General features: G+C 41.8%; 13 protein-coding genes and 2 pseudogenes. 9 read left to right on the forward strand and 6 right to left on the reverse strand.

Annotated features, from left to right (window positions below):
• Positions 1-229 precede the first annotated feature (229 nt).
• Positions 230-796, forward strand: coding sequence for a PadR family transcriptional regulator (locus EKM98_RS06105; protein WP_125981295.1), 567 nt, complete (start codon positions 230-232; stop codon positions 794-796).
• On the forward strand, positions 783-2363 hold the full coding sequence (locus EKM98_RS06110) for an MFS transporter (protein WP_125981297.1): 1581 nt from the start codon (positions 783-785) through the stop codon (positions 2361-2363). Before EKM98_RS06105 ends, EKM98_RS06110 begins: the two co-directional genes overlap by 14 nt.
• Before the next feature lie 346 nt (positions 2364-2709).
• Here EKM98_RS06110 and EKM98_RS06115 read toward each other — a convergent pair whose 3' ends face one another.
• Entirely contained in the window at positions 2710-3693 is a 984-nt protein-coding gene (locus EKM98_RS06115) for a choloylglycine hydrolase family protein (RefSeq protein ID WP_125981299.1), read from the reverse strand.
• 226 nt (positions 3694-3919) lie between these two features.
• Here EKM98_RS06115 and EKM98_RS06120 point away from each other — a divergent pair, with 226 nt between their 5' ends.
• From EKM98_RS06120 to EKM98_RS06130, 3 genes are all read left to right on the forward strand, one after another.
• Positions 3920-4360, forward strand: a complete 441-nt coding sequence (locus EKM98_RS06120; protein ID WP_164512663.1) for a MarR family winged helix-turn-helix transcriptional regulator — start codon at positions 3920-3922, stop codon at positions 4358-4360.
• Positions 4361-4418: 58 nt separating this feature from the next.
• A complete protein-coding gene (locus tag EKM98_RS06125; protein ID WP_125981302.1) occupies positions 4419-5393 on the forward strand; it encodes an amidohydrolase family protein in 975 nt (324 codons plus the stop codon).
• A gap of 254 nt (positions 5394-5647) precedes the next feature.
• On the forward strand, positions 5648-6688 hold the full coding sequence (locus EKM98_RS06130; protein ID WP_125981304.1) for a zinc-dependent alcohol dehydrogenase family protein: 1041 nt from the start codon (positions 5648-5650) through the stop codon (positions 6686-6688).
• A gap of 242 nt (positions 6689-6930) precedes the next feature.
• Here EKM98_RS06130 and EKM98_RS06135 read toward each other — a convergent pair whose 3' ends face one another.
• Genes EKM98_RS06135 through EKM98_RS06145 form a run of 3 tightly spaced genes read right to left on the reverse strand, consistent with a single transcriptional unit; the run spans position 6931 to position 8513 of the window.
• Positions 6931-7383 (reverse strand): flavodoxin family protein, encoded by a 453-nt coding sequence (locus tag EKM98_RS06135; RefSeq protein WP_125981306.1) that lies wholly within the window; start codon positions 7381-7383, stop codon positions 6931-6933.
• A gap of 12 nt (positions 7384-7395) precedes the next feature.
• A complete protein-coding gene (locus EKM98_RS06140; protein WP_225418533.1) occupies positions 7396-7770 on the reverse strand; it encodes a MerR family transcriptional regulator in 375 nt (124 codons plus the stop codon).
• A gap of 5 nt (positions 7771-7775) precedes the next feature.
• Positions 7776-8513 carry an SDR family oxidoreductase gene (locus tag EKM98_RS06145; protein WP_125981308.1) on the reverse strand — a complete coding sequence of 246 codons (738 nt, stop codon included), beginning with the start codon at positions 8511-8513 and terminating at the stop codon, positions 7776-7778.
• A gap of 448 nt (positions 8514-8961) precedes the next feature.
• On the opposite strand from EKM98_RS06145, the gene EKM98_RS06150 reads away from it, so the two are divergent.
• The 3 genes from EKM98_RS06150 (at position 8962) to EKM98_RS06160 (ending at position 13231) form a co-directional block, all read left to right on the forward strand.
• Positions 8962-9966: an NADP-dependent oxidoreductase gene (locus EKM98_RS06150; protein WP_225418536.1), complete on the forward strand. Its 1005-nt coding sequence runs from the start codon at positions 8962-8964 to the stop codon at positions 9964-9966.
• Between the two features lie 109 nt (positions 9967-10075).
• On the forward strand, positions 10076-12610 hold the full coding sequence (locus EKM98_RS06155) for a M1 family metallopeptidase (RefSeq protein ID WP_125981311.1): 2535 nt from the start codon (positions 10076-10078) through the stop codon (positions 12608-12610).
• 99 nt (positions 12611-12709) lie between these two features.
• Positions 12710-13231 carry an NUDIX domain-containing protein gene (locus EKM98_RS06160; protein ID WP_125981313.1) on the forward strand — a complete coding sequence of 174 codons (522 nt, stop codon included), beginning with the start codon at positions 12710-12712 and terminating at the stop codon, positions 13229-13231.
• Positions 13232-13387: 156 nt separating this feature from the next.
• On the opposite strand, the pseudogene EKM98_RS12295 reads toward EKM98_RS06160, so the two are convergent.
• Positions 13388-14414, reverse strand: a pseudogene (locus EKM98_RS12295) (NAD(P)H-binding protein).
• A gap of 116 nt (positions 14415-14530) precedes the next feature.
• Here EKM98_RS12295 and EKM98_RS06170 point away from each other — a divergent pair.
• Positions 14531-14943, forward strand: a pseudogene (locus EKM98_RS06170) (MerR family transcriptional regulator).
• A 205-nt stretch (positions 14944-15148) separates the two neighbouring features.
• On the opposite strand, the gene EKM98_RS06175 reads toward EKM98_RS06170, so the two are convergent.
• Positions 15149-16387 (reverse strand): MFS transporter, encoded by a 1239-nt coding sequence (locus EKM98_RS06175; RefSeq protein WP_125981315.1) that lies wholly within the window; start codon positions 16385-16387, stop codon positions 15149-15151.
• Positions 16388-16517: the final 130 nt, after the last annotated feature.

The following is a 16517-nucleotide window of genomic DNA, read 5'->3' on the forward strand; positions in this document are numbered from 1 at the left end:
AAGCTGAAAATAAATAGTCCCTTTATGGTTGCTGGATGAAATAGCGTTGTTCATCCATTAACCATAAAGGGATTTTTATCTGTTTAGCGTTGTTCAATACTACCAAGAAGAAATTATCGCTTTCAGGGGAGTTTAAGACTTTAAATAAAATTACTGAAAATATTTAGCTTGCGTAATATGTCGTACCGACGTATACTTAATCAGTCGTTACGACATATAGGAGGCAAACATGTATGAATTATTGATTTTGGGTATTTTAAGAACCCATAAAATGTCGGGTTACAAGCTTGGCCAAGTGCTGGAGAGTAGCTTGGTGCCGCGACGTGTAATTTCTAATGGGGTTATGTACCCGTTACTTAATCGCCTTACAAAACAAGGTTATATTGAAGAGATAGCCAGCCGGGATGAGTCTCGAAATAAAAAGATGATGCAGATTACTGAATTAGGTAAACAGCGTTTTCAAGAATTAATGTTGCTACCTGTGGCAATGGATGCCAAACGTGAATCGATCTATCGCTTTAAATTTCGGGGAATGTCTGGGGTGGATATCGCAACGCAGCGGGCAATTCTGAATGAATACGCTACGGCAACGCAGACTGATTTAGATGTTTACCGGCATTTTCAGGCACATTTACAAGCCCAGTTAACGAATGAAGAACCCACAATTGCTGCTTCGTTTGAGGCGGGATTGCGGGCGCTGGATTTAAGCATTGCCATTTGTAAAACTACACAGGGTTGGATCAAGCAATATCAGGCTGATCTAAAACAAAAGGAGAATCTTAATGCAACAGAATGAGAGTAAAGTAAGACAGTGGATTGCACTGGCAGCAATGAGTTTAGGTGTTTTTATGGGTCTACTTGATGTGACCGTTGTTAATGTGGCCCTGCCAACAATGGTGCGCAGTTTTAAAACAACTTTTACTAATCTACAGTGGGTGTTGAACGCCTACACTTTGGTCTACGCAGTAACCTTGTTGATTATGTCAAAATTAGGCGATATGTACGGCCGCAAAAAGATTTTTCTTGGTTCATTAATTTTGTTTGTGATCGCTTCGGCCGCGAATGGCATGGCGCCAAGTTTGTTGGCTCTGGATATTGGCCGTGGGATACAGGCAATTGGTGGCGCCGGAATGATGTCACTGTCAATGGCGTTAGTTGCCTCTAACTTTAGTGGGCGCAATCGCGGTTTAGCACTCGGTATTTTAGGTTCGATTATGGGAATCTCAACGGCTTCAGGACCGCTGATTGGTGGTTACTTGGTCGAGCATTTTGGTTGGTCGGCGATTTTTTACGTTAATGTGCCATTTGGTATTTTAGCGGTAATCATGACGATTATTTTTGTCAAGGAAACACCAAGTTATGGTAAGAACCAGCGAATTGATTTAGGTGGAATGCTCCTTTCGGCCGCTGGTTTATTTGCCATTATTTATGGCCTGATTGTTAAAGAAGGACGGCCCCATTTAAGTTGGACAAGCATCCAAGTTAGTGGTTGGCTAGTAAGTGGTGTCGTTTTATTGGTTGTTTTTGTGATCGTTGAGCTGCACGTCGCTGATCCGATGGTTGATGTTGGCATGTTTAAACGGCCCCATTTTATTGGTATTATCCTTGTCGCCTTTGTTTTAGGCGCAGGTCTCTATGCCTTCAACGCTTATTTAACACCATTGATGCAAAATTACATTGGCTATTCGGCCATCCAAACGGGTGTCCGTCAGTTAACGATTAGTGGCTGGTCATTAATTTTGGGTCCAATCGTTGGTATTCTTAGTTCGCGTTATTCTAAAAAATGGATGATTGTCATCAGTTTATTTATTGGTGGGGCTGGCTTTTTATTGATTGCTCGGGCAATCAGTCCTGGAGTCAGCTTTGTTGATCTGTGGCCCGGTATGGTTCTGATTGGGTTTACCAACGGGATGGTTAATCCATTACTGAATACTACCGGCATGGAAGGCGTTATTCCTAGTGAAATGGGGATGGCCTCAGGGCTTTTAAATGTCTTCCGTCAATTGGGCACAACAGTTGGGGTTGTTGGTTTAGGCCTAATTCAAAATTCACAGTATGAAACTTATCTCAATGGCCATCTTGGTCGGATCAACATGCCAGTTGCGGCAATGAATGGTTTGAAGCAGGCGTTGATCAAGGCCGGACCATTTTCTGGTCATGGAATTGCTTTTTCTCATCGTGTCAGTCAAGCACCATTTGCCCAAGCATTTCAGCGTGTTGTGGTCAAGGCTTATGATAATGGGATGGTTGCTGTGTGTGTAACTACAGCTGGAATTGTTATTTTTGGCGGTATCGGTTCTATGCTATTATTGCATAATCATGTCGCCGCACCAGAGATCTCGGAACGGCCAAAAAATCAATAAAAAAGGTCTGGAAAATCAGACTATTTTCAAACGGCAATTGAAAATGGATTTTAAGTAATCGCTAAAATAAAGGTTCTCGCAAACAAAAGTGTGGTTACACTTCTGGCTTGGAGAACCTTTTATTAATTATTAGGTTATTTGGCAGACTAATGGTTACTGGAGTTAATTAAGATTGAGATATAAGCAATCAATTTGAATAAAAATTAATTTAGCAATAAGCCGTGAATAGGATAATAATTGTTTCGGCCACTATCTGGACTTTGGTTCACCTAAGTACAATTGATCGCATCAATAAAGCCAGTAATGATTTTCAATGGTGAAATAGACTCTAAAGTGTTTTTAAACACTAGTTTACTTCATTGAATTGTTGGTGTGCTTGTAATTCAAATTCTACAGGCGCTTCACTGTTCAAAAGGGCCTCTGTCAATTTAACCTTCGTAATTGTTTGGTCGGCGTAAGGTTGCATGTAAAATGTTGGTGTCGCCAAATTCATATAACCGCGGTACTGTGTATAATCAAAGCCGCCATCTGCTTGGATTTTAAGTCCCTTTGGAATTTCAACGTTATTCAAAATGTGGGTCAAAGTATTGATGGCTGAGTCTGTATCCTTTGCAACCTCAGTATGTTGTCGGGTAAACGCAGTCCGAATAAAACGTGAAACGGACGTATAATCACCAGGTAATCCAAGTGCACCTGTTCCTGCACCAAAACCGTTGGCAACGAGCGTACCGTATGATTTATCACTGTGTAATGCAGGGTTTAATTGAACATAGTTGTTTAAATTTTTTAAATGCCAATCGAATTCCGGCGAATTGGCCATCACACCAACTGGATTATCGGTAATTTTTACCCCATCCGCTTGTTGTTCAATGACAACGCTAGCCCCGGTGTTATCGGCAACGATCCAGTGAAGGGGAACAACAATTTTTAAGAGACTATTGGGCACGGCCATAATGTTGATTTTTTTAAATTTCTCCTTTAAATCGAGAATGCTGGTTACATTACCCAAAATCCAGTTAAGGACTTCGTGAGAAGCAAGGTTAGTTGCACCATTTTGGGGCTGATCAGCATAAACAGATTCGTTGAAGTATAGGGCCGCCGCGCCAACACCTTTTTCGTTGACGCCATCCACGAGAATATAACCGTTTAGATTTCGGCCTGCGCCGACAAAACCGTAGTTAGTAGTAAAACCCTCTGCAGAAGCATCACTTGTAAAATGATGCCGGCGGGGAATCGCCACCGGCCGGCCACCCAGTTCAAATCCGAAATCCATTGTTCGCGCTAAAAACCAATCATCATTGGCATTTTTGTAGGTTAGACTTGTACACACACTGCATCACACTCCCTAATAATTTGTTTAAGTTTAGCACGCAAAATCAATATAAAAAAGTCCTTACCTTATGCTGGTCCATGATTGTTGGACAATTAGATCGACTGAGCATCGGTTTTTATGATCAAATTGAATGGTTGGGTTGATTTATTTTTAAGCCAACTAATTAGTTGCGTGCGCAAGTATTATGGTACATAATGTATTTTACCTGCAAGGAGGTGAAACTTTGTCAGGATCACGTGAAAATTCAATTCATAAATGGCTGCTAATTGCCGGCCGCCAAGTTAGTCGGCAGCTTGATCGGCAATTGGCCAGAATTGGACTTAGTACCAGCCAGTATTTTTATATTCTGAAGATCCATGATCATCCGGGACTGACGCAGAAGGCCCTTGGGGAAACAGAGTTTATTGATCCTAGCAATGTCACGCGGGCAGTCAAACAACTTATTGGCCAAGGTTTGATTGAACGACGTCAAAATTTGCAGGATAAGCGAGCCTATCAACTTGTTTTGACCGCAAAAGGAAAAGCAATCTACCCACAAATTCTTCAGATTCTTGATGCTGAGGAAGTTGCGTTAACTAAGATCGTTACGGCACAAAAAGATAGTTCTGATCGGCAAAATTTTGTTAATTCATTGCACAGTATGAGTCGGATACCAGATAAGTGAGACGATCACTAAGTTATGTCCTTGTGTCTTTAGTAAATAAATTAGAGGAGCTAATATTTTGAAAATAATTACAGTCGAAGAGCATTTTGATACACCAGCCAATATTAAGCAGTTTAACGCCTATTCAAAAGTAAAAAATAATAATCCGCAACAAGAAAAGTTAAGCGCCGTTTTAACTAATTTCGACAAACGGATTGAATATATGGACAAGTATGGTATTGATATGCAAGTAATTTCTGACGCCGGTAATTCACCACAGGTATTACCTGATGAACTTACGGTGGATGCCTGTCGTGCGCAAAATGATACGTTGGCGGAAGCAGTGGCGGCACATTCGGATCGTTTAGCCGGTTTAGCCGCCTTACCAGTTAACGTGCCGGATGCCGCGGCCAAAGAACTTGAAAGGGCCGTTAAAACACTTGGTCTAAAGGGCGCAATAATTAGTGGTACGGTGGACGGTCAGTTTTTGGACGATCCGAAATTTGAAACAATTTTTGCTATGGCTTCTAAATTAGATGTGCCATTGTATTTGCATCCTGGTGTCATTAAGGATGAACAAAAGGCAATTTTATATGACAGTAAAGCATATTCGCCTGCACTTGCCACATTTATGGGCGGTGCTGCTTGGGGCTGGCACATGGAGCAAGGTATTCAGATGGTACGTTTAATCATTTCCGGTTTACTGGAAAAATACCCAAATCTTAAATTAGCTTCTGGTCATTGGGGCGAATTTGTGCCAATGTTTATGGAACGGCTAAGTGAGTTTTTACCTTTTTCTGGTTTAGATCTACCGCACTCATTTGAGTACTACTACAAGCGTAACGTCTACGTGACGCCATCTGGTATGTTTACTGATCCACAATTGAAATTAGTACTTACTGAGATGGGCGCCGATCATTTAATGTATTCGGAGGATTACCCGTACATTAATCGCAAGGACAAAGTTGGTCAATTCATCACCCAAGCTGACCTCAGTGACCAGGAACGTGAACAATTTGCCCACGGAACGGCCGAAAAATTATTTAAACTATAAAATATTCCAAGAAAAATATTTTTCTAAATTAGGCGTTGCTTACCACTAAAAATGGACATTGCGTGTTTACTTTCGGTTGAGAAGGTAAATAACGTAATGTCTATTTTGGCTTAACGAGTTTCGCGCAAACAATATGAATCATTGACGGAGTAATAGCTCGCCAGGGAAAGCTTATTTAATAAAATACTTGCTATGAAGTGCACTTCAAGGTTTAGAATAACTTGGGTGAAAAAATAAATTTAGGAGATGTTTCTTTGAAAGCAGCAGTATTTATGGAACCTGGCAAAATGGCAGTTCAAGAAGTTGAAAAGCCTAAAATTGAAAAGGCAACTGACGCTATTATTCGTATCGTTAGAGCATGTGTCTGTGGTTCCGATTTATGGTGGTATCGTGGAATTTCAAAACGTGATCCGAATTCGTTAGTCGGTCATGAAGCAATTGGGGTCGTTGAAGAAGTTGGTGCCGAGGTGACTGATATCAAAACTGGTGATTTTGTGATTGCGCCATTTACGCATGGCTGTGGTCATTGTGCTGCTTGTTTAGCAGGCTTTGATGGCGACTGTATGAATCAGGAGGCGGGTGGAAACGCTGGGTACCAAGGTGAGTACTTACGCTTCATTAACGCTAATTGGGCTTTAGTCAAAATTCCTGGTGCTCCCAAATCTTATTCTGATGAGATGTTAAACTCATTGTTAACCCTGGCTGATGTTATGGCAACCGGCTATCATGCAGCTGCAAGTGCTGAGGTTAAAAAGGGCGATACAGTTGTTGTTATGGGCGATGGTGCGGTTGGCCTATGTGGTGTGATTGCCGCTAAGTTACGTGGCGCTAAACGTATTATTGCAATGAGCCGGCATGAAGATCGGCAAAAACTTGCCCGTGAATTTGGTGCAACCGATATTGTCCCCGAACGTGGTGCTGAAGCGGTTGAAAAGGTTATGAAATTAACAAATGGCGGCGCTGATGCCGTCCTTGAATGTGTTGGAACAGAACAATCGGTTGCGACAGCAGTTAAAGTTGGTCGCCCGGGAGCGATTGTTGGCCGGGTAGGTGTTCCGCAAAAGGCCGAAATGAATACCAATGATCTTTTCTGGCGTAATATTGGGTTACGCGGTGGCGTTGCCTCGGTACCCACTTATGATAAAAAAATATTACTAGATGCCGTGCTGAGTGGCAAAATTAATCCAGGCAGGGTCTTCACACAACGGTTTGATCTTGATCATATTCAGGCTGCCTATGAGGCAATGGATCAGCGAACGGCCATCAAGTCATTGATTACGGTTAGCGCGGTTTAAATAAAAAAGCAACGGAAGTAGGACAAAAAAGTCGGTTTTGGGATTAGCTGTAGTTGGCACGTGAACTCAGACTTTTGGCGTACGTTCTAAAGTAATGTTCGAAAATAATGAGCGGCTAGGACAAAAGTCCTAGCCGCTCATTATTTTATTATGCAGGAATCGTTGGCCGTGATCTTGTTTGGGAACCACTTTTGCCAATGTTTTTAACCTCTTACATTTAACTTTAAATTACTTTATTAGTACTATTTACCGTTTAGTAATTGTTTATGCAACTGCCTTGCTTCTTGATCTGAGGTCGCGACACCAACAAATTGCATTTCAAATACATCACAAAAACGTTGAATAACGTGAGTGACTGGTTGAAGGGCATCGGTTGGGTCACTGCCTTGTAAAATTAGATAGAGTTTTTTACCACGTAATTTTTCGACCTGATCGCTAGCGGAAAGACGTTCAATTAAAGTTTTAAGCGTGGCGCTCATATCGTGCCAATACACTGGCGTTCCCCAGATCAAAGTATCGTTTGTGATAATCTGGTCTAAGATTTGCCCAAATTGGTCAGTTGGAAAAGTTTGCCCGACCTGATTAATTTGATAATCAATCATATTAATTTGGTCATAGGGAAGATCATTTAATAATATTTTTGCCATGGCATTTGTATTTCCAGATTTGCGTTTACTGGTGTTAATAAATAGCATATTTATACTTCCTTATATTAGATGCTTGGCATCACTCATATGATCATCATAGTGTGCTATTTTGTAGTCTAATTGTTCAATTGCGGATTGGGTCACCGCTACTTTTTGCTGTAATAAATCACGCTGTTCTGTTAGAAGCGCTATTCGAGCAGCGCGAGTTTGATCGCCTTGTTGAATTAACGTTGCGTATTCGAGTAGTGCAGAAATGTTTAAGCCGGCCGTCCGCATGTGCCGCATAAATTTAATTCGGCGAAGATCACGTTCTGAGAATTGGCGAAAACCATTTTTATCACGCTTAATTGGTGCAATAATACCAATCTTTTCGTAATAGCGAATTGTATCCGGCGCAGTATTGGTTAATTGACCGGCCCGTTTAATATTGATCATCTTAATTAGGCCTGCTGTTTACTTGGTCGAATAATTAATTCATTGATACTTGCGGCTTCAGGAGTATTGATTGCGAACGCAATGGAAGCGGCAATTTGGTCAGGATTAATGGCAACTTGGTCGTAAAATTGTGCCGTTCCCTTTTTCACATTTGGATCAGTAATACTATTGACCAGCTCTGTATTAATTGCGCCAGGTGATACTACGGTTACACGAACATTACTTTGCGCCTGGACCTCTTCTTGCCGTAGTGCATCACTGATCATTAAAACACCAGCCTTAGTAGCACTATAAACACCACCACCTGGATGGGTTGCGTGGGCGGCAATTGAGGCCGTATTGATAAAATGACCGGCTTTTTGTTTACGCATTGTCGGTAATGCGGCATCAATACCATTTAAAACGCCACGTAAATTAACATCAATCATGCGATTCCAGTCATCAACCCGGCCATCAATGAAGTTTGATTGAGGCATTAAACCAGCATTATTCATCCAAACATCAATCCGACCGTAGTGTTCAATTGCAGTTTGGGCCAGGTTTTTGACGCTTGCTAGATCTGTTACATCGGTCACTGCATAGATTGCGTCACCATTTGCGGCCTTAATTCTTTTAACGAGATCTTGAAGGCGCGCTTCTCTGCGTGCGCCTAAGACCAATTGATTGCCTTGTTGGGCCAATAGTTCGGCCGTTGCTTGACCGATACCGCTTGAAGCACCTGTAATTACGATTACTTTACTCATAAATAAAACCTCCATTTTTGATCTGCCCTGAGTATATACCCTGGAGTGCACTTCAAGCCAAGCTCTTTATTTTTTATTTTCTAAAAATTGTTTTTAGTCTAATAATTATTCGGCCGATCATCCGCTGTACGTTTCTTTTCGCCTAGCTGCCATGTTTCTTGCGGTGACCGAGACAAGCTTAGTCGAGGAAACACAGTTATGGACTTTATAACTGTGCTCCCTAGCCTGCGCCACAAGAATGGTCAATGTCCGTAGCATCAAAGAATATTAGCGTTCTTTGCTGCGATTCGGACTTCGGTTCATCTTAGTCCGATCGACATCGTAAGCGAAGCTAGTAATATTCCTCTTCTGTTGCGGAGTAGTAGGCTATCCACCATAATCTAACCGCTTTTTCAAACACTCTCTATGTTAACCTTAAGTTGTTAAAGGGGGACTAATGATGAGTAAAATGATGCAAGCCATGCAGATTAAAACATACGGCCAAGTGCCTGTGCAGTTGGTCTCAGTTCCAGTACCAGCAATTGACCCAACCGATGTTTTGGTGGCAGTTAAGGCCGCCGGGGTAAATCCAATCGATTTTAAAACGCGAAACGGAGAAGTTAAATTGCTGGCTAAACACCAAATGCCCTTGACGTTAGGTCATGAATTTGCTGGTGTGATTGTGAAAGTGGGTGGCCAGGTCAAACAGTTTAAAGTTGGGGATGAGGTTTATGGTCGGCCACGGGATTCGCGAATTGGGACGTTTGCCGAATATTTAGCAGTGGATACTGGCGACATTGCGCTAAAACCACGGAATTTATCATTCATTGAGGCGGCAGGTTTACCATTGGTTAGTTTAACCAGCTATCAGGCATTGGTAGATATTGCCCAAATCCAGTCGGGTCAAAAGGTTCTGATCCAGGCCGGTGCCGGAGGAGTAGGTTCAATTGCCATCCAATTGGCCAAAAGCTTAGGAGCTTATGTTGCCACCACGGCCAGTCCCACCAGCACAACGTTAGTGAAACGGCTTGGCGCAGATAAGGTGATTAATTATCATCAGCAGGATTTCAGCCAAGTATTACACGGCTATGATTTGGTTTTCGATACTTTAGGTCACACCAATTTAAAGAAGGCCTTCCGTATTTTAAAATCAGGTGGTCGGATTGTCTCGGTCAGTGGACTACCCAATGCCCGCTTTGCCCTCCAGACACACCGCAGTTGGTGGAAGGTGCTACTTTTTGGACTGGCTACGTTGAATTTGACTTGGTGGGAACGGAAATATCACGTTCGTTATGATTTTTTGTTTATGAAAGCTAACGGAGCGGAGTTGACCAGACTGACAAATCTAATTGAGCAGGGTAAAATTAGGCCGTTGGTCGACCAAGTATTTCCGCTGGCGAAAACGCAGGCGGCACTAGATTATTCAGAAAAAGGTCGGGCTCACGGCAAAATCATTGTGAAAGTGGCTGATTAGGCGTTGAATTACTTCAATTTAAAATACGTCCTAAATTTCAGTAGGAAAACATTTTTATGTTTCAAAGTCGTATAATGACCTTATTAATAAGATGATGAGAGGTAAATTTATGACAGAATTAACACGTTTCTACAATACGTTTCAACCAAGCCACTATGATATTTTTTTGGACATTAACCGTAAAAGTAAACAATATACTGGTAAGACAACGATCAGCGGTGACGCCAAGACGCAAACAATTGCTGTGCACCAAAAAGATTTAACGATCGAGTCCATTCAAGTAGACGGGCAAAACAGACCTTTTACGATTGATGCCAAGACCGATGCCATTCGAATTGAACTGGCAAATACAGGTGACGTGACGTTAACAATCAATTATAAGGCGGCGTTAACGGATTCTATGATGGGCATTTATCCGTCCTATTACGAATTAAACGGGGTAAAAAAACAAATTATCGGGACCCAGTTTGAAACTAATTTTGCCCGGCAAGCCTTTCCATGTATTGATGAACCGGAAGCCAAGGCAACTTTTGCTTTAGCCATCAAATTCGATGAACATCCTGGTGAAACAATCATTAGCAATATGCCAGAAGTTCGGAATGAAAATGGGGTTCACTATTTTGACACGACGGTGCGGATGTCAACGTACCTGATTGCTTTTGCCTTTGGTGAGTTGCAAAGTAAGCAAACAACTACTAAAAGTGGTGTGCAAGTTGGTGTTTTTGCGACCAAGGCACATCAAGCCAATGAATTGGATTTTGCGTTGGATATTGCTAAACGGTCGATTGAATTTTATGAGGATTTCTATCAAACGCCATATCCGTTACCACACTCTTGGCAATTGGCCTTACCAGACTTTTCGGCCGGAGCGATGGAAAATTTGGGCTTAGTAACTTACCGCGAGGCGTATCTATTACTTGATCCTGAAAACACGGCACTAGATATGAAACAACTTATTGCAACGGTAATTGCCCACGAGTTGGCTCATCAATGGTTTGGTGATTTGGTCACGATGAAATGGTGGGATGATCTATGGTTAAACGAAAGTTTTGCCAATATGATGGAATACGTTGCCATTGATGCGCTTGAACCAAATTGGCATATTTGGGAGATGTTTCAGACATCAGAGGCCTCGGCCGCTTTGCAACGAGATGCTATTGATGGTGTGCAGTCAGTGCACGTTCAAGTTGAGAATCCAGCAGAAATTGATGCGTTATTTGATAGTGCAATTGTTTACGCAAAAGGGGCACGAATGCTGGTCATGGTACGGGCCTTAATCGGTGATGATGCGCTACGTGCTGGCTTAAAAGATTACCTTGGAACTCATAAGTATAACAACGCAACTGGCGCCGATCTATGGTCTGCTTTAGGAGCAGCATCTAAGATGGATTTAGGCACCATTATGAAATCATGGTTGGAACAACCTGGCTATCCAGTAGTGACCGCGGCGGTTGTTGCTGGTAAATTGACTTTAACCCAACAACAATTTTTCAGTGGCAAAGGTCAGGAAGTTGGCCGAAAGTGGCAAATCCCGTTGAACAGTAATTATGTTGCTGCACCGGCAATAATGGCCGAAAAGACTTTAACGCTGGGGGACTACGCACAATTACGGGCGGCCAATGGCAAACCGTTCCGCTTAAATTTAGGTAATAATTCACACTTCATCGTTAAATACGATCGTACATTATTGACGGATATTTTGAACAATCTTACGACGTTGGACGCTATTTCACAGTTGCAAGTATTACAGGATCTCCGTTTACTAGCGGAAGGACGCCAAATAGCATACGCTGATATCGTGCCGCTGTTGGCCCGGTTTGCGGACAGTCATTCGAACGTCGTCAATGCTGCCTTATACCAAGTTGCAAGTAATTTGAAGAAATTCGTAACGCCTAATTCTGTTGAAGAAAAAGACTTACAAACCTTCTTTAACCAATTAAGTAGTGCGCAAGTTACGCGTTTGGGGTGGGCACCTAAGGCTAGTGAAGTAAATGATGATCAGCTAACGCGGCCAGTTGTTTTAAACGCGGCGTTATACGCACAAAATAAAAATGCAGTTAAAACAGCACATGATTTATTCACGGCTAGTAAGGATCACCTTGCAACTTTACCGGCTGCGACGCGGGTTTTCATTTTGAAAAATGAAGTTAAGAATTTCGGTAGCGCCGAATTGTTTGATCAATTGTTGGCGGCGTACCGACAAACCGCCGATGGGAGCTATAAGTCTGATTTGTGTGCGACCTTAACAAGTACACCAGATGCGAGGTTAATTGGACGGTTAATTGAGAAGTTTGAAGATGCAGACACGATTAAGCCCCAGGATTTGCGTGCTTGGTTCCGTGGCGTTTTAGCAACTAATGAGGGTGAACAGGCTGCCTGGGACTGGATTCGCCGTGATTGGCAGTGGCTAGAAGAGACTGTTGGCGGTGATATGGAATTCACCACGTACATCACCGTTATTGCTAGTATTTTCCGGACGCCTGAACGTTTGGATGAATTCAAAGCTTTCTTTGAACCTAAGTTAAACACGCCTGGATTAACCCGGGAAATCACGATGGATACCAAAATGATTGAAAGTCGTGTTGATTTAATTGAGGCAGAGAAAAATGCCGTAAATGGTGCTATTACTGAGGTTATTGGGTAATTCAGTCAATTAACAAGGAAGCAGCAGTTATTTTGATGCTGATTTTCCAACACTCTCTAGTTTCACGGGATAATTTAATAATAAGGAAGTTCATAAATTATGGTATATAAATATTGTCCCACTTGCGGTACAAAGCTAACCAAGAAAATGGCCGGCGATGATGGGTTAACGCCATTTTGTCCAAACTGTGAGCGTTACTGGTTTCCGACCTTTTCGGATTGCGTGATTGTTCTAGTTGCAAATGAACTTAACGAGATTGTTTTGGCAAAGATGCCTTATTTATCACATCAATATGCTTCGTTGATTTCTGGTTACATGCAGCCAGGCGAGTCCGCCGAAACAAGTGCAAAACGAGAAGTTGAAGAAGAACTGGGCATTACTTTGGGCAACATTGAATACGCAGGGACTTACTGGTTTGGAAAAAGTGAGGCCTTGATGCATGGTTTTATTAGTCGGACGACCAATCAGGATTTGAAATTATCTAGGGAGTTAGCTTCTGCAAAATGGGTTTCAGTCAGAGAAGCGCCTAAATATATGTTTCCCGATAGTCCCGGCAATGCAGCTGCGGCCGTTTACCATAAATTTGTTCACGAAATTACTGGTCAACAGACTAATCGTTAGGCTTATGGGTAATGGTTTAAAATTTTATTGTAAAAGTATAATTAAGTGTGAAAAAGGAGCCAAATGAGTTAGACAAAAAGCTAACTCATTTGGCTCCTTTTTGTGTAGATTTTATGTTTGACTATTTTTTTAGATTCAGAGTTGACGATCCTCAAATCAATGTAAAAGGTCGTATTTTAAAAAGGTATCAACTGTGGCTAAAATGGCAGTTTCATTATTACTTAGTGGTTGCCAGCCCAATACCTGTTTAGCTTTTTGATTACTAACGTTGCGGTTGATATCCAAGAGCAACTTGCCTTCTTGTGCTTGCTTATTGACCAATGCGCCAGTCCGAATTATCCAATCGGGCAGCACTTTTGTGGAAATTTGGTTGGCAAGTTGCGGCCGTTTTTGTCTGATCAGGGCACCAATTTCGGGTAGTGAAATTTGACCATCTTCACTAGCAATGAATCGCTGGCCCTTAGCCTGAGGAGTGATCATTGCCCGAATGTGCAGATCAACAACATCCCGGACATCAACAACATTTAAGGGAATGTTAGGAATTCTTTTAAGTGACCCATCGATTAGGTTTTTGATCAAACCAAAGCTGTCGGAAACGTGCTCGTTAAGCGCTGAACCTAAAATGGCCACGGGATTAACGGTTGTAAATTCAAGCCTACTGTTTGCAGTTTTGAGGTATTGCCAAGCTGCTTTTTCAGCAAGTAATTTTGATTTTTCGTAGGCGGACAGGCCTTTTTGGTTTGGGTTCGTCCAATCTGCCTCGGTAGTTAATGACTGTTTATCGTTTATCTTTATTACTGAAACCAACGGCGCCAAAATTGGCAGTCATAACGACACGTTTGACGTGAGCAGTTTGGGCCTGCTTAAGGATTCGTAAAATGCCTTCCGTTGCACCGCCTTTATTCTTTGAGCTAGCTGAAAACATGGGTGAAGCGACACTTAAAACGTAGGTCACGTTGCGCATTGCTTCTTCCCAACCAGCATCACTTGTTAGGTCGGCCTTCACAAAACTTAACTTATCAAGATTAATACCGTTATTGGCTTTGAGTGTAGTGACAATCGTTGCCTTCTTTTCTAAAGTACGTAAAGTCGCCCGTACATTGTAGCCCTGTTTTAAAAGTTGCAGAATAAGTTGCATGCTTAAAAAACCATTACCACCAGTTACTAAGACGTTATTATTCATAATTGCCTCCACATGATTGCTTAATTGTTGTTATTTGTTCATAATGATCACAGTAAACTATCGACAATACTCTAGGGCAAGAATAAATCATTAAAAGTTTAGGAAAGAGTTGGCATATGACTTATACAATTAAAGAGGTCGCACAGAAGGTAGGTTTATCGATTTATACGTTGAGGTTTTATGATAAGCAAGGTTTGTTACCGTTTGTTATGCGAAATACGGCTGGTTACCGCACCTTTACGGACTCGGATCTTAGCATTATCCATACGATTTGCTGCCTAAAAAATACAGATATGAAGATTAGTGATATTCGGCAGTATTGATGGCGGGACCGGCCACAATTGATAAAAGGGCCAAGTTGCTTTCAGAACAACGCAATAAAGTTTTGGTCAAACAAAAGCAATTAACTGAAAGCCTGGGGGAAATTGACTATAAACTTAATATTTATAATTCTCCGGAGGCCGAACAAATCATTAAACAGGCAAGAGCATACGTCAAAAATGAAAAACAACTTAGTGATCATTTTTAGTTGTAGAGTAAAGGGCGCACGTTCTAGAGAGTGTTTAGAAAAGCGCCGAGGAGCACAGTTATGGACTTTATAACTGTGCTCCTTGGCGCTTCAATTCGTCTCAGTCACTGTAGAAAGCTGCCTTTCAAACACGTTTACACAAAAGTGGCCAGAGGAGAAACTAGTTAAGGTATTTTCCAAACATAGTCCCTTGGATTATTTCCCCTTAATTTTCAGTTTTAGGGTGCAACCACTTAGTCACAAGTGGTCTATTTTTGATTAGGACTGGTGCCAGTAGCAGCAACGCTAGAAAGCCACAGGCAGGAAAGCCCCAGAAACCTGAGCTAACATCCATAATGCCACCAACAAATAGACTGCCCACCGGGGTTGTCCCTTGATTAAGTAGAACGTAAACGCTCATAATCCGGCCGCGTAATTCATTTGGAATTGAGAATTGGAACGAAGCATTAGATTGATTTAAGAAAATCATATTACAAAAGCCGATTAATACCATCATCAGCATTGCCATCCAATACGTGTGTACGAAGATCATTGCGGCCTGCAAAGCGGCCGTACCAACGCCGACGTACAAGTAGATGTTACGTTGCAGGCCAAAGCGGGAAAGGTAACTCATTAAAAATGCGGCAATTAACGAACCAATTCCGGTTGCCGATAGTAGATTGGCGTAAGTTTGTGCACCGGAATGGAGTACCGTCTTCGCAAAAATGGGAATGATGACGTTATTATTATAGTTCAGTGTACAAACAACCAACATCAACTCCGCACTTAGTCGGACCGCACTATGACGCCAAACATAAGATAATCCGTCTTTGACATCACTCCAAATGCGTTCGTGGGAGTGTGAAGCAACGACATTCTTTTGTTGAATTAAAAATAAACCAAATAAAACGGCAACGTAACTGATCGTGTCAACTAAGAAGCAAAAACTAACACTGAATTGAACCATGAGCAGACCCGCCAACGATGGTCCGGCAATTTTTGCCAGGTTAAAGATGGTTGAGTTTAGCGAAATACCGTTCATTAGGTTTTTCTGGCCCACTAATTCAACCACAAATGACTGTCGGGTTGGGGTATCAAAACTTTGTAGAATTCCGTAGCCTAACGCGATCAATAAAATTTCCCAGTATTGAACAATTTTAAGGTAAACCAAGGTAGTCATGATGGCACCTAAAATTAGAAAACCAAATTGAGTGACGAGCAAAATTGTACGTTTGGGGAAACGGTCGATTAAAGTTCCCGCTACTAGCGTTAGCGCGAGAATGGGGATGAACTGAAAGGCTGATGGAAGACCAACCTTGAAGGCAGATTTGGTCATTTGGTAGACTAGCCAGGTCTGCGCGGTCCGTTGTACCCAAGTTCCCATAACGGAGATACACTGACCAATCCAGAAGTAACGAAAATTTTTCTCACTTAATGATGAAAAGGTACTGCGTAAAAAATTCATAGCCAGACGTCCTTCAAAAAATTTTTCGAAAAAATATAACTTTACCTACTTTAGACTTTATTTATCGGTTGTCAATTGAGGTAAACAGTGAAATTATTGCTACTATTTTAAACTGGAAATTTCAAAAAAC

This window comes from Loigolactobacillus iwatensis, assembly GCF_003950295.1.
Taxonomy (GTDB): domain Bacteria; phylum Bacillota; class Bacilli; order Lactobacillales; family Lactobacillaceae; genus Loigolactobacillus; species Loigolactobacillus iwatensis.